13 protein-coding genes are annotated in these 12,882 nt (G+C 41.3%); 3 read left to right on the forward strand and 10 right to left on the reverse strand.

Annotation, left to right across the window (positions count from 1 at the left end):
• The first annotated feature begins 200 nt into the window (after positions 1–200).
• Positions 201–419 (forward strand): photosystem II assembly protein Psb35, encoded by a 219-nt coding sequence (psb35, locus tag CSQ79_RS14470; protein WP_099701878.1) that lies wholly within the window; start codon positions 201–203, stop codon positions 417–419.
• Positions 420–442: 23 nt separating this feature from the next.
• Here psb35 and CSQ79_RS14475 read toward each other — a convergent pair whose 3' ends face one another.
• The 5 genes from CSQ79_RS14475 to CSQ79_RS14495 form a co-directional block, all read right to left on the reverse strand.
• Complete coding sequence (locus CSQ79_RS14475; RefSeq protein ID WP_099701879.1) at positions 443–868, reverse strand: tellurite resistance TerB family protein; 426 nt, start codon at positions 866–868, stop codon at positions 443–445.
• Between the two features lie 54 nt (positions 869–922).
• On the reverse strand, positions 923–2,266 hold the full coding sequence (locus CSQ79_RS14480; RefSeq protein WP_099701880.1) for a 16S rRNA (cytosine(967)-C(5))-methyltransferase: 1,344 nt from the start codon (positions 2,264–2,266) through the stop codon (positions 923–925).
• 80 nt (positions 2,267–2,346) lie between these two features.
• Positions 2,347–3,219 (reverse strand): acyl-CoA desaturase, encoded by an 873-nt coding sequence (locus tag CSQ79_RS14485; RefSeq protein WP_289501134.1) that lies wholly within the window; start codon positions 3,217–3,219, stop codon positions 2,347–2,349.
• A 167-nt stretch (positions 3,220–3,386) separates the two neighbouring features.
• Complete coding sequence (locus CSQ79_RS14490; RefSeq protein WP_289501135.1) at positions 3,387–3,710, reverse strand: type II toxin-antitoxin system PemK/MazF family toxin; 324 nt, start codon at positions 3,708–3,710, stop codon at positions 3,387–3,389.
• A complete protein-coding gene (locus CSQ79_RS14495; RefSeq protein ID WP_099701883.1) occupies positions 3,704–3,961 on the reverse strand; it encodes an AbrB/MazE/SpoVT family DNA-binding domain-containing protein in 258 nt (85 codons plus the stop codon). Before CSQ79_RS14495 ends, CSQ79_RS14490 begins: the two co-directional genes overlap by 7 nt.
• A gap of 152 nt (positions 3,962–4,113) precedes the next feature.
• Here CSQ79_RS14495 and CSQ79_RS14500 point away from each other — a divergent pair, with 152 nt between their 5' ends.
• Entirely contained in the window at positions 4,114–5,319 is a 1,206-nt protein-coding gene (locus CSQ79_RS14500; protein ID WP_099701884.1) for a Coenzyme F420 hydrogenase/dehydrogenase, beta subunit C-terminal domain, read from the forward strand.
• Positions 5,320–5,509: 190 nt separating this feature from the next.
• Positions 5,510–6,850, forward strand: a complete 1,341-nt coding sequence (locus tag CSQ79_RS14505; protein WP_289501136.1) for a PQQ-dependent sugar dehydrogenase — start codon at positions 5,510–5,512, stop codon at positions 6,848–6,850.
• A gap of 14 nt (positions 6,851–6,864) precedes the next feature.
• Here the strand turns inward: CSQ79_RS14505 and CSQ79_RS14510 are convergent, their stop codons facing one another.
• From CSQ79_RS14510 to CSQ79_RS14530, 5 genes are all read right to left on the reverse strand, one after another.
• Positions 6,865–8,235, reverse strand: coding sequence for an alkaline phosphatase family protein (locus tag CSQ79_RS14510; RefSeq protein ID WP_099701886.1), 1,371 nt, complete (start codon positions 8,233–8,235; stop codon positions 6,865–6,867).
• Between the two features lie 122 nt (positions 8,236–8,357).
• Entirely contained in the window at positions 8,358–9,560 is a 1,203-nt protein-coding gene (eboE, locus tag CSQ79_RS14515) for a metabolite traffic protein EboE (RefSeq protein ID WP_099701990.1), read from the reverse strand.
• 132 nt (positions 9,561–9,692) lie between these two features.
• Complete coding sequence (locus CSQ79_RS14520; protein WP_099701991.1) at positions 9,693–10,892, reverse strand: 3-dehydroquinate synthase; 1,200 nt, start codon at positions 10,890–10,892, stop codon at positions 9,693–9,695.
• Positions 10,893–10,935: 43 nt separating this feature from the next.
• Positions 10,936–11,844, reverse strand: a complete 909-nt coding sequence (eboC, locus tag CSQ79_RS14525) for a UbiA-like protein EboC (protein ID WP_099701887.1) — start codon at positions 11,842–11,844, stop codon at positions 10,936–10,938.
• 86 nt (positions 11,845–11,930) lie between these two features.
• Positions 11,931–12,839: a TatD family hydrolase gene (locus CSQ79_RS14530; protein WP_099701888.1), complete on the reverse strand. Its 909-nt coding sequence runs from the start codon at positions 12,837–12,839 to the stop codon at positions 11,931–11,933.
• Positions 12,840–12,882 lie beyond the last annotated feature (43 nt).

The raw sequence follows: 12,882 nt of genomic DNA on the forward strand, positions 1-12,882 counted from the left end.
GAGTGGTTGTAGGAGTGTGGGAGTGTGGGAGTGTGGGAGAGATTTAATTATTATTGTTCTTTACTACCCGCCTACCCTGTGTCCTCTGCTTCTCAAATTCCGATCTCTCACATTGGGATCAAACTTGGGGTGGATGTAAGTTATATTGTGTTTTTATACGGTCTTAAAAGCAGTACTGACTAAATATAGGAAGAATAATCATGGAAATATTAATGCAAGCAGCAACAGATAACGTTCCTCACTTTCCCGTTGCTGCTACCGCAGCTATTGTTGTTGGCTTTATCGCTGCTACTACTATTGGTTCGATCGCTTGGTACAACTCCAAACGCCCCGTTGGTTGGGAAAATAAAGAGCGCCCAGATATTGTGCCAGAGGTTAAGAAAGAAGAAACTCCAGGTGTTGGTGAGCCAAAATCTTAGTTATTATCTGTGCTATTTTATACCTAGCTTTGAGTGCTGACCCAGCGTCGGTAAAGCGTCTGAATTCCTTTGAGTACAGTAGAGTAAGCTCTTTGAGGAGAACTATCTGCTGTATCCAATGATTGTAATTTGGTAAGAAGTCGTGCTTCTTCTGTTGCTACTTCTCCATCACGGTAAATCAAGCCACTGATAGCTTCTAGTAAATCTTGGTAAGCTTCAGAACCAGGGTGCTCTCCTAAATACTCTTTTATCCATTCGTAGCACTCAGTTGGCTGCACAGTCTTGAGTTCATTGAGCAAAGGCTGAATTTCTGGATCGGCAGCCACGTCTTTTTCTATTGCTACTTTATGTAAATATTCTCTTTCTTCGGGTTGGATGACTCCATCTACCCAAGCAGCCCCAATCAAGATTTTTACTAACTTTTTTACACTAGCTTTGTCTTCTTTCATGTAATTTTGTCCTCAGATTTTGAAAAATTAGCAATTTTATTTCACGATACAAGTTTATTCTGATTCTTTCTGTAAACGAACTATAAAGAATCCATCCATTGCTTGGTGATGAGGTAACACTTTCATCCACCCTGCGGTTGTAGCATAAGGGAAACCTAGAGAGTTTGCAGCGGGACTTTCTATTCTCCAACGCGGATGGTGCGTCAAGAAATCTTGAACGATCGCTTCATTTTCTTCGGGATGTAAAGTACATGTCGCGTAGACAAGAACACCTCCAGGCTTAACCCAAGTAGCAACGTGAGAGAGAAGTTCTGTTTGTAAAACTATAAGTTCGCGTACTGTCGCGGGAGTTTGTCGCCAGCGGGCATCTGCATGACGATGAAGAGTACCTAAGCCTGAACACGGTGCATCGAGAAGGACACGATCTGCAACACCGGTGAATTGAGGAAGATTGCGGCTATCACCTGTGCAGATTTGAATCGATTTGAGTTGTAATCGTGCGAGATTTTGCTGAAGTTTTTTTAAGCGCGAGACGGTGCGATCGCACGCCCAGATTGTTCCTGTATCTTGCATCAATTCAGCAATGTGTGTTGTTTTTCCTCCTGGTGCAGCACATGCATCAATCACGACTTCCCCCGGTTGTGGATCGAGAATATGGCTAACAAGTTGTGCACTGCTGTCTTGTATTGTCCACCAACCTGCATCAAACCCTGGTAATTTTTCAATTGCACCCGTGCTACTGTTAAATCTTAAAGCTTGGGGTAGAGTGGCGACATGAGTAACACTGACTCCAACTTCTTGCAGTGCTGCCATTACTTTTTCTAAAGAAGTGCGTAAAGAATTAATGCGTAAATCAATTGCTGGTGGTTTATTTAACCACTTACAGAGTTGTTCTGTTTCTGCGTAGCCGAATTGATTTAACCATACTTCGACAATCCAGTCAGGATAACTGTGTAAAATTCCTAAGCGTTCTACTGGATCGTCTGGTAATTTTAAGAGATCTGCTTCACTGCTTGCTAACCGAACATAGTGACGCAGTAATCCATTGACAAAACTGGCGAGTCCTGAGAAACCGTTTTTTTTCGCTAACTCCACAGTAGAATTTACAGCAGCAGCATCAGGGATATGATCGAGATACCGCAATTGATACAGTCCTAAATGCAGAATAATACGTAAATCGGGTGGTTGTTGCTGGGCTTTCTTTTTCGCTAACTGATCGATCAAAGCATCAAGCGATCGCTGTCGGCGGACACTACCATAAACCAATTCTGTCACCAAACGGCGATCGACACTACTTAGGTCGGTTTGACGCAATATGCGATCTAAAGCAACATCAGCATAAGCCCCCCGCTGTACTGAACGGAGGGCAATAAAAGCAAGCTGGCGCGAATTTTCCATATTAGTAGCTAGTGACTAGTGACTAGTGACTAGTGATTGGAGTGATTAGCTAGCAGTTCTATATGTAATAACTACAGAAACTAGGCTATGGATGAAGCTTTTGCAATCATGGCTTCAGGTTGTAAAAGTTGTTTGGGCGGTTGTTTTAAATCCCAGACGATACCTAACCACGACAGAATAACCAAAATGTAGTAACTAATGTCAATTTCCCACCAAAAGAACCCTTGACAAGCTGCGAGAGGATAACGGTGGTGATTGTTGTGCCAGCCTTCGCCTAAAGTAATGATTGCTAACCACAATGAGTTTTTACTTGATTCTCCGGTGTCATAGCGTTTACTACCGAATACATGACATAAAGAATTAATGGCAAAGGTGGTGTGGTAGAGAACCACTGTACTGACAAAGAAGCCCCAAAATAGTCCTAGCCAGCCGTAAGTTAGGTAACAGACAACCGCAAGTAGGATAGGGGGTGCAAAGTGATATTTTTCTAACCAAAGTAGTTCAGGGTAACGAGTTAAATCTTTGACTAATTTCTCGTTATAGTCGTCATATTCTGGAGACAATATCCAGCCTACATGTGACCAGTAAAAACCTTGCTTTTCAGCTGAATGAATATCTTCGTCTGTGTCAGAATACTTGTGATGATGACGGTGTTGTGCAGCCCACCAAACTGGACCTCTTTGTCCAGCAGTTACACCTAAAAATCCTAGCAAAAATTGAAACAGACGACTAGTTTTATAGGCACGATGCGAGAAATAGCGATGATAGCCGCCAGTAATGCCAAATTTGCGAACGAGAAATAGTACAACACACATCGAGATTGCTACTGAGTCTACACCCAGCCAAAAGACTGCTAGGCAAGCAAGATGAATACCAATGAAGGGTAAAGCTGCATAATTAAATTTTGAGCGATCGAGCATACAGAAGTTTCCTGTTTGGATTGCAGACAGCACGTATCCTCAAGCCACCATGACAACTTATCAAAATTGACAGAATTTAGCTATATGTGATACGTTTTGTCAATTGATAATCTTACAATCCATAGGCTTCTTTGTACCTATATAGTATGGCAGCTTATCTGTCTGTATGTTTAACTAGGCAATCTGTAGTAAATACTAAATTACTCAGTAAACATCTCAGCTAAGGTATTAAGAACTGCCTGTTGTGCTTCTGAGCTAATCTGCCCTAAATATTTGACCAAACGGGTTTTATCAACAGTACGAATTTGATCGAGAACAATCTGTTCATCTTTGTCTTGAAACTGACACGCTACACGCGTAGGATAACACTGACCTTTTGTTCTCATCGGAGCAACAATGACAGTAGCGATATGCCTATTCATCTCGTCAGGTGATATGACTAGACAAGGTCTTGTTTTCTGAATTTCACTACCGACAGTAGGATCAAGAGTTATAAGGAAAACATCAAAACGCCTGACTACCATTCCCACTCGGCTTGATCCCACTCAGTGGTACTAGCATCGTCTAATAATGTATCATCCTTCCGCTCTGCCATTGCTGCAAACGCCTCATCCCAACTCTTTCGCCGCGATACTGCACGAATTACTAGATAACCATCCTGACGTTCGATTTCTACATCTGTGGAAATTCCACTTTGCTCTAACAGAGTTTTGGGAATGCGAATTCCTTGAGAGTTGCCAATTCTTACTATGCGAGCTTTAATAGCTGTTCCCATACATTGTCTTGGATGGAATTACATTGTACTTACATAATAAGGCTTCGTTGTGAAATTGCAAAATATTGCAAAATTGATGGCTAAAGTACAAGTCAAACCAACTCTCATGTATCGTTGGGTAAAGATAGTTCTGCATCAATGCTCCTTCGCTCATGACATCAGTGACACCGCAAGCCAAGCACAAAAAAGCTAAAGCATTAAAATCATCGAGTCGTCGCCCTGCAAAAGAACTTTGTAGCGAGTGTGGGCTGTGTGATACATATTATATTCACTATGTCAAGGAAGCGTGTGCATTTCTTAATCAACAGATTGCGGAATTAGAGATGCGATCGCACACTCGCGCCCGCGATTTAGATAATCCCGATGAACTTTACTTTGGCGTTCATCAAACTATGATGGCGGCGCGCAAAACTGAACCAATTCCAGGGGCACAGTGGACAGGAATTGTCAGTTCAATTGCCATAGAAATGCTCAATCGCAGCATAGTTGAAGGCGTCGTTTGCGTTCAAAACACCAAAGAAGATCGCTTTCAACCGATGCCAATTATTGCCCGTACTCCAGAAGAGATTTTAGCAGCACGGGTGAATAAACCAACATTATCGCCGAATCTTTCAATCCTCGAACAAGTAGAACAATCGGGGATGAAGCGGTTGTTAGTTATTGGTGTAGGATGTCAAATTCAAGCTTTACGGGCAGTAGAGAAGCAATTAGGGTTAGAGAAACTGTATGTGTTGGGAACTCCTTGTGTAGACAATGTGACGCGGGCTGGGCTACAGAAATTTTTGGAAACAACGAGTCGTTCTCCTGATACAGTCGTGCATTATGAGTTCATGCAAGATTTCCGCGTCCACTTCAAGCATGAGGATGGTTCAGAGGAAACAGTACCTTTCTTTGGTTTAAAGACGAATCAACTCAAAGATGTGTTTGCACCTTCTTGTATGAGTTGCTTTGATTATGTAAATTCGCTTGCTGATTTGGTCGTGGGCTACATGGGTGCACCATTTGGTTGGCAATGGCTTGTGGTACGGAATGATCGCGGACAAGAAATGCTGGATTTAGTTCAAGATCAGCTAGAAGTGCAACCTGTGATGTCAAAAGGCGATCGCACCGCAGCAGTGCAACAAAGTATCCCTGCCTACGACAAAGGCGTTACACTACCGATGTGGGCTGCCAAACTCATGGGTGTCGTGATTGAAAAAATTGGTCCTAAAGGCTTGGAATACGCCCGATTTTCGATTGATTCGCACTTCACTCGCAATTATCTCTATGTCAAACGCCATTATCCTGAAAAGTTAGCTGCGCACTTACCAGAATTTGCCAAGCGAATTGTTAATCAATATAAATTACCAGAACCTTAATTGCTAAAGTAATTACGTCACTACTGGTACTTTAAGTAATTCAAACATTTGTTACAGAGAATAATTGAGTTACAAAGATATCAATAAAATTGAGCTGACACATAAGTAGCATCAATATTTTATTGATATGTTGAGTGTTAGACAATGCTTTAAAAGTGTAATATTGCTATCATTTACTACAATTTTTTTATTGAGTAATACAGCAAGTGCCAATACAAAGCCTCAAGCGTTACGTTCTGGCATTAAAGTACGCAATGTTATGTATACGCTAGCGGCATCTCCTTCAGTGCGGATTGCTAAAGATCCTAGAAGTAATCATCTTTACTATTTAAAGCGAAATGGTGAAATTTATCGCGTTAATCTAGCGACTTCTCAAAGTCAATTGGTTTATAGCCGTAAAGATCATCAATTAACTAATACTCAAGGAATGGCAATTGGACCAGATGGTGCTATTTACTTAGTAGGAAATACAAATTTAACTAATAGTTTGACAAAAGCAACAATTGTTAAAGGAGTGATGAATTCTAGTACAAGCGATCGCTTCTGGTCTATTCTAGCTGAAACAGCAGGATATCCTAAAAGCAATACAGCCTACGATCATGGCTTCAATGGTATTGTTGTGAGTTCTGGAAATAAATATATTTATGTCAACAGTGGTTCTCGGACTGATCATGGAGAAATCCAATCTGCTAATGGACAATTTCCTAACACTCGCGAAGTAGGATTAACAACTTGTATCTTTCGCTTACCTACAAATGGTAAAAATATTTTTCTGCCAAATAATCGACAACTATTAAAGTCAAGAGGCTATGTTTTTGCCGAAGGTATTCGCAATACGTTTGACATGGCTTTTGCACCTAACGGGCATTTATTCGGCGCAGAAAATGGTCCTGATCGCGATATGCCAGAAGAATTAAATTGGCTGCGTCAAGGTCGTCATTATGGTTTTCCTTGGCGTATAGGTGGAGCAAATAATCCTCAGCAATATCCTGGTTATAATCCTACTCAAGATCGGCTATTAAATCCTCTGTTTCATGCAGTTAAGCAAGGTTTTTATCGCAACGATCCGACTTTTCCTAAAAAACCTAATATAACCTTGACAGAACCAATTCCTAATTTTGGTCCTCATGCTGATAGTTTTCGCGATCCTCAAGATGGACTCGTTAAAGATGCTAGTAATCTAGGAAGATCTCTGAGTACTTTCACAGCACATCGTTCTCCTTTAGGATTAGTCTTCGATACTCAAAAAGCATTAAGTTCTGAGTTTCAGGGAGATGGCTTTCTGTTGAGTTGGACAAAAGGCAATTCAAATGGAGATTCTAGGCGCGGACCTTTTCGAGATCCTAGTGAAGATTTACTGCATTTAAAACTAACAAAAGTTGGCAGTACTAACTATAGACTAAACGCAAGAAGAATCGTCAGAAGCTTTCGACAGCCAATTGATGCTGAAATTATTGGTAATAAGATCTATGTTTTAGAATTCGGTGGAAGTCAAGGCATTTGGGAAATTACTTTACCAGTAAAGAGATAAGGAAACATATGCGTTTATCCCTCTTGCTGTAAATGAGACAAGATGACGTCATGAATGTCTACTGCACTTAAGATTGATGGTAGCAAGTTGGTTGCATGAGTTATTAGTAATGGTGCTTCGTCGGTAGAAGTAGGAATTCGCCCGTGTGAACCTTTAACTAAAGAAGCGTCTAAAGGAATAATATCCATTAACGTACGAAATCCGAGTTGCTTTTGTAGTAAGATTTTTGCAACTTTTAATTGCTGCCAGCGAATCGCCGGATCGACGAATAATTCTACAGGATCGTAGCCTGGTTTGCGGTGAATATCGACAGTGCGAGCAAAGTCTGGTGCTTTGTTGTCATCAAGCCAATAATAATAAGTAAACCATGCATCAGGGGCAGAAACAGCTACTAATTCACCAGAACGTGGATGATTTAAATGATACGCTGCCTGACCTTCTTCACCCAAAACAAAATCAACTCCTGGTACTTGTTCGATGAGTTGCTGTACTTCTGCAATTTTATTGCGATCGCTAACATAGATATGGGCAATTTGGTGATCTGCAACGGCAAAAGCCGTACTTGCACCTGGATCTAAAAGTTCTCTTCCAAGTTCTTCGCGTATTGCTAAATAACCATGTTCGCGCAAGACTCGATTTAAGGAAACTGCACGATTGACAGAGGTAATGCCATATTCAGAAACTATAATCACTTTGGCACGCGACTCATAGAATTGAATTAACTCCTGACATACTGCGTCTATTTCTTGTAAATCACGGGCAATTGTGCTGGGATCAGTTCCTAAACGCTGTAAGCAGTAATCTAAATGCGGAAGATAAATGAGTGTTAATGTTGGAGAATACATTTCCTCTACAGCGATCGCAGAAGAAGCAATCCACTGCGTTGAACGTATAGTTGTTTTTGGTCCCCAAAATTCAAATAAGGGGAAAGTTCCTAAACGTTCTTGTAACTTAACTCTTAAGTCTGCAGGTTGCGTGTATATGTCAGGGATCTTTCTACCGTCTGCGGGATACATCGGTCGTGGCGTTACCGAAATATCGACTGAGGAGTACATATTATACCACCAAAAGAGATTCGCGCAGGTGAAATTAGGTTCTAAAGCGCGTGCCGCTTCCCATATTTTCTCAGCTTGAACTAATTTATTTGACTGCCGCCAAAATTTTACTTCACATTCATCGCGGAAGTACCAACCATTGGCAACAATACCATGATCTTGAGGATACTTCCCAGTTAAATAACTTGCTTGCACCGAACACGTTACCGCAGGTAATACTGGTTTAATAAAAGCTGTGTGTCCAGATGCTGCCCATTTTGATAAGAATGGTGTATGTTTTAATAGACTGGGCGTTAATCCGACTACATTTAGAACAACGGTTTTGTGCATAACTTTGTTTAAGCAAATCCTTTAATACTAACGTCAGCAGCTACAAAGACAAAACCTGTGGAGACAGGTTTCTGCAGAGCCTATTGCTGGGTTAGTTCACGCACCATCTGGACTTAGTATGCTTAGTTGCCAAGTTTTTGCAATACCCATTCATATTCGCGTTGAATTGAGGCGAGTAAATCTAGTTTCATCGCTGGTGGTAGTACATCCCAGGTGTAAGTTTCAATTTCTAAATGGTGACATGATTGTCCTAATAAATTGAGAACTTCAACAATATCGTCTTGTGTAGATTGCAACGTTTGATAACCGCGAATAAAAATTGGAACGTGAAAGTGGGTTCGCCACTCTTGGGCAGTAGATTGTGCTAGATGAGGTAATGCTGTGGTGAGATCTGAGTAGTGATGTAACGTACCATCTTGCGATCGCGCGATAACTTGGTGTAAATAAGTTGATTCTGCAAATAAACTTAAGCGATCGCTAATAATTTTGCGCTGGGCTGTTTCTTTTGGTAATGTAACTTGGATAGCTGCACTAATTTGAATTTTACCGATGTGAATGCCTGCTGATCGTAAACGTGTAAAAGCAGACTTCGGATCTTCGTACTCTACAGCAAAATGACACGTATCATAGCAAATACGAACATGTTCAAGTAACAACGCTTCTGCGGTAGCTTGAGAAATGTCTAAACTTTTACTGAGATAGTTTCCACCAATTGGTAATAGCCAAGAAGAAAAAAAGTCAATAACTTCTGTTGTATTTTCAATTAATCCGTCAGGTTCAGGTTCTAAATCGAGATGAAGCAACTTACCTGTTGTTTCGCGAATGCGATGCATTTCGGCAGCGACTGCGGCTATATTTAGCGTGGCACTCTCAAATACATTATCTCTACTGACTTTTGTAAACCAAGGTTTGTAAGACAGTGGCAGTGTAGAAATTCCGCCATCGATACCTTCGGGTAATAGTGTTGCCAGAATTTGAGTTAAATGTAAGGTGTAGTTGAGGCGATCGCTTGTTTGCCAATCGGGTGCATAGACTTTATCTTTGACAACTTGATGATGAAATCCGCCGTAAGGAAAGCCATTTAAGGTAAAAACATATAAATTATTTTGCTTCAGCCAAGCTTGAAATTGGGCAAGATAATTACTTTCTAAAAGTTCACTTGCTGTTTGAGCTGCTAATCTTAAACCAATGCCAAACGGCTTTTTTGGTGCTATTCTAGCTTTGAGTTCAGGAATATAGGCTTTTAAGTTTGCAAATACATCCTGCCAAGATTCTCCAGGATGAACGTTTGTGCAATACGTTAAGTGGATATTTTCTAGCTGCATTTTCCTGATATGTAATTGTGGTTCTTTCAACAGCGGTTGAAACCGCAGCTGCATAAACGAAACCTGTCTGCACAGGTTTTATTCGATATTATTAGTCCACGAAGGTGGACTATTGTTTGTTAAGCTGCGACTTTAGTTGCCAAGCTTGTCATGGTATTGTTGCAACAACGCGATCGCCTTCTCATACACTAATAAATCAACTTGATGTACCTCAACTCCTTTACCAATCTTCTCTAGCAGCATCAGGGTTAATTCTCCACCTAAGTGTTCCCGAAACTCACTCAGCCCTCGAAAAATACAATCAGAATGTTCTGGTTGATGTAATTTATCTACTAATTCCGCTACATACAAACTAAAACCTAGTGTCTGGAGTGTATCTAAAATCTGCTGCCAATCTGATTTTGTGAGTAGCCCGATTAAATAGGAATAGGTGCTATCCAAAGCTATCCCAATTGCCACAGCTTCTCCATGACGTAGGCTGTAGTTCGTCAACTGTTCGAGTTTATGTGCCGCCCAATGTCCAAAGTCTAAAGGGCGTGAGGAACCTTTCTCGAACGGATCGCCACTAGTTGCAATATGCTCTAAGTGTAATTGAGCGCAACAATAAATTAATTCTTGCATCGCTTGCAGATCGCGTTGCGCTAATGCAGTTGCGTATTTTGTAATGAATTTAAAAAAATCTGCATCTTTAATTAATGCGACTTTCACAGCTTCGGCAATTCCAGAACGCCAGTCACGGTCATCTAGAGTGGTCAGAAAATTGATATCATTTAATACTGCATAAGGCGGTGCAAAAGTTCCCAAAAAATTCTTCTTACCAAAGGCATTAATACCATTTTTGACGCCAACACCTGAATCGTTCTGCGCTAATACTGTCGTCGGAACGCGAATTAAGCGAATTCCTCGATGTGCGGTTGCTGCTGCGTATCCTGCCATATCTAATACTGCACCACCACCAATTGCTAATACATAAGAATGGCGACACAATCCACTACGATCAATAATTTGGTGAATTTGTTCAATCAGTTTAGGATCGTTCTTTGCCGTTTCCCCCCCAGGAACGATCGCCGGTTGCTGAACGAGTGTAAATGTATCTCGATAAAACTGAGCATAGGCTGCTAATTTTTCTAGTAGTGTTGGTTGATGTTGTAGTAAACCTGCATCAATTACCGTTAAGACTTTTTTTGAGCTATCTCCGTCGATGGTAAGAACTTGTGCGAAAAGAGGATTATCTAACTCAAATAGTCCATTAGTAAAGTGGACATCATAATTAAATGTCACAGGGAAACATTGTTTAAGCAATTTCCCACAGGGAACGCTTCGCGATCGCATATCAGATGCACTTTTGATCCCAATTGTCATAATTACTATTAAATTAAGTGACAGCAAAAATTTGAGCTAAACTCAATGAAATAGGCAGCAAACCTAACACGAGTAAGCCATAAGGTAATCCGGCAAAACCAGATGCGATCGCTGCATCTAAAATAATCAGCGACAACACTCCCGCTTTAACTGCGGTACGAATATTCACTGGAGTTGCTTCGCGCCAAGCTTGCACAAAAGCAGGAACAACACGCCAAGCAAACAATGCGACAAAAGGTAATGCGCTAATCACTTGATATTCTGGCAATATCCCTAGCGTTAAAACTCCACTGATAACTCCTGCAATCATGACTAATGCAACGATGCCAGTGCTATTATTTCCGCCGTGAACTTCACCTTGGCTAATTGCCGTAATCGCCGCAATATAAGCGATCGGAATCAATGCTAAAAACCACAGTTGTTCTACCATCGCCGGAACCGCACTCACGCCGAGTAGCAGATTACCTCCGCGACAGATTCCCATATTTAGTGGACCAAAAACAACATGGTGCTTACTAAACGCATCGTAAAGAATTGCTGCAAAAGCAACTGTAGCAGCAATAACAAGGCTTGTTGCCGAGACTTGGGCAGCTGCAATGATACCAATAACTAAAAGAAAAGTTCCTAAGGCGATCGCATTTTGTCTAGCAATAGTACCACTAGGTATTGGTCTTTCTGGTCGTTCTTGAGCGTCTAATTCGGCATCAAAGACATCATTAAAAACGACGCCACCACCATACAAACCACTTGTTGCCAGTAATAGCCAGACTAAAGGCAAAATATTGAGAAGATCTACTTGTCGCCACAATACTAAACCAGATGCCGCGAAGCCGACTAAAATATCTGCCCAAGCTGTGACAATGTTAGCAGGTCGCATCAGTTGCAAATAAGCCCGTGTTTGGCTTTTCGCTGCTTGCAACATTGTTGTGTCTCCTAATTGGGAATCGGTAATAGGTAATAGGTAATAGGTAATTGGTGTTGCTTGATACTGAAACTGAAATGCTTTCTCTACTCAATTAAGATTTGATCGCAGGTAGCTTCAACAACTGGGGTTTGTCCGCGTAAGACGGAGTTACCGTAATAGAGTTCGCGTTGATCGATTGTAGAAGTATTTAGCCAGTCGGTTTCACTGAATTGATGGCTTTGACTATAGGCTGCTAAAGCATTTTCATAGCATACCGCCCTGACGTGGGCTTCAGGAATTCCGCGTTCAAGCATCAATTGGGCAGTTTTTGGTACAGCTAGCGGATCGCTCACACCCCAATCAGCACTACTATCAACAATAATGCGATCGCACCCATATTGACGGACAATCTCAACCATCCGTGCATTACCCATTTTGGTATGTGGGTAAATTGTAAATGCTGCCCAGAACCCCCGTACTAGCACTTCTTCTACGGTTTCTTCATTGTTATGGTCAATAATAACTCGTGATGGTGCTAAACCATATTCAACACAGCGATCCATACTTCGGCTAGCACCAGCTTTTTTATTGCGATGTGGTGTGTGAATCAACACCAACATATCGAGTTCTTGGGCGAGTTCAAGTTGTTGACAAAAGTATTTGTCCTCAGCAGGTGTCATATCATCATAGCCAATTTCACCAATTGCCACGACTCCTTCTTTACACGCATACAGTGGCAACAGTTCCATTACCATTTCGGCTAAAGCTTCGTTGTTTGCTTCTTTGGGGTTCAAGCCAATCGTACAATAGTGCTGAATACCAAACTGACTTGCCCGAAAGCGTTCCCAGCCAATAAGACTACTGAAGTAATCTTTAAATGATCCAGAACTTGTGCGCGGTTGCCCTAGCCAAAACGACGGTTCAATAACGGCGACAACACCATACTCGCGCATCACCATATAATCGTAAGTTGTCCGCGAAACCATGTGGATATGAGGGTCAATGAACATCATAAGGTAATGGGTAATTGGTAATAGGTAATTGAGGAGAACGATT

The organism is Gloeocapsopsis sp. IPPAS B-1203 (assembly GCF_002749975.1).
Taxonomy (GTDB): Bacteria; Cyanobacteriota; Cyanobacteriia; order Cyanobacteriales; family Chroococcidiopsidaceae; genus Gloeocapsopsis.

Excerpts from the sequence above, each read along its gene's own strand:
- psb35 (WP_099701878.1), top strand. The coding sequence starts at position 201 with ATGGAAATATTAATGCAAGCAGCAACAGATAACGTTCCTCACTTTCCC.
- CSQ79_RS14475 (WP_099701879.1), bottom strand. The coding sequence starts at position 868 with ATGAAAGAAGACAAAGCTAGTGTAAAAAAGTTAGTAAAAATCTTGATT.
- CSQ79_RS14480 (WP_099701880.1), bottom strand. The coding sequence starts at position 2,266 with ATGGAAAATTCGCGCCAGCTTGCTTTTATTGCCCTCCGTTCAGTACAG.
- CSQ79_RS14490 (WP_289501135.1), bottom strand. The coding sequence starts at position 3,710 with ATGGTAGTCAGGCGTTTTGATGTTTTCCTTATAACTCTTGATCCTACT.
- CSQ79_RS14495 (WP_099701883.1), bottom strand. The coding sequence starts at position 3,961 with ATGGGAACAGCTATTAAAGCTCGCATAGTAAGAATTGGCAACTCTCAA.
- CSQ79_RS14500 (WP_099701884.1), top strand. The coding sequence starts at position 4,114 with ATGACATCAGTGACACCGCAAGCCAAGCACAAAAAAGCTAAAGCATTA.
- CSQ79_RS14510 (WP_099701886.1), bottom strand. The coding sequence starts at position 8,235 with ATGCACAAAACCGTTGTTCTAAATGTAGTCGGATTAACGCCCAGTCTA.
- eboE (WP_099701990.1), bottom strand. The coding sequence starts at position 9,560 with ATGCAGCTAGAAAATATCCACTTAACGTATTGCACAAACGTTCATCCT.
- CSQ79_RS14520 (WP_099701991.1), bottom strand. The coding sequence starts at position 10,892 with ATGCGATCGCGAAGCGTTCCCTGTGGGAAATTGCTTAAACAATGTTTC.
- eboC (WP_099701887.1), bottom strand. The coding sequence starts at position 11,844 with ATGTTGCAAGCAGCGAAAAGCCAAACACGGGCTTATTTGCAACTGATG.
- CSQ79_RS14530 (WP_099701888.1), bottom strand. The coding sequence starts at position 12,839 with ATGATGTTCATTGACCCTCATATCCACATGGTTTCGCGGACAACTTAC.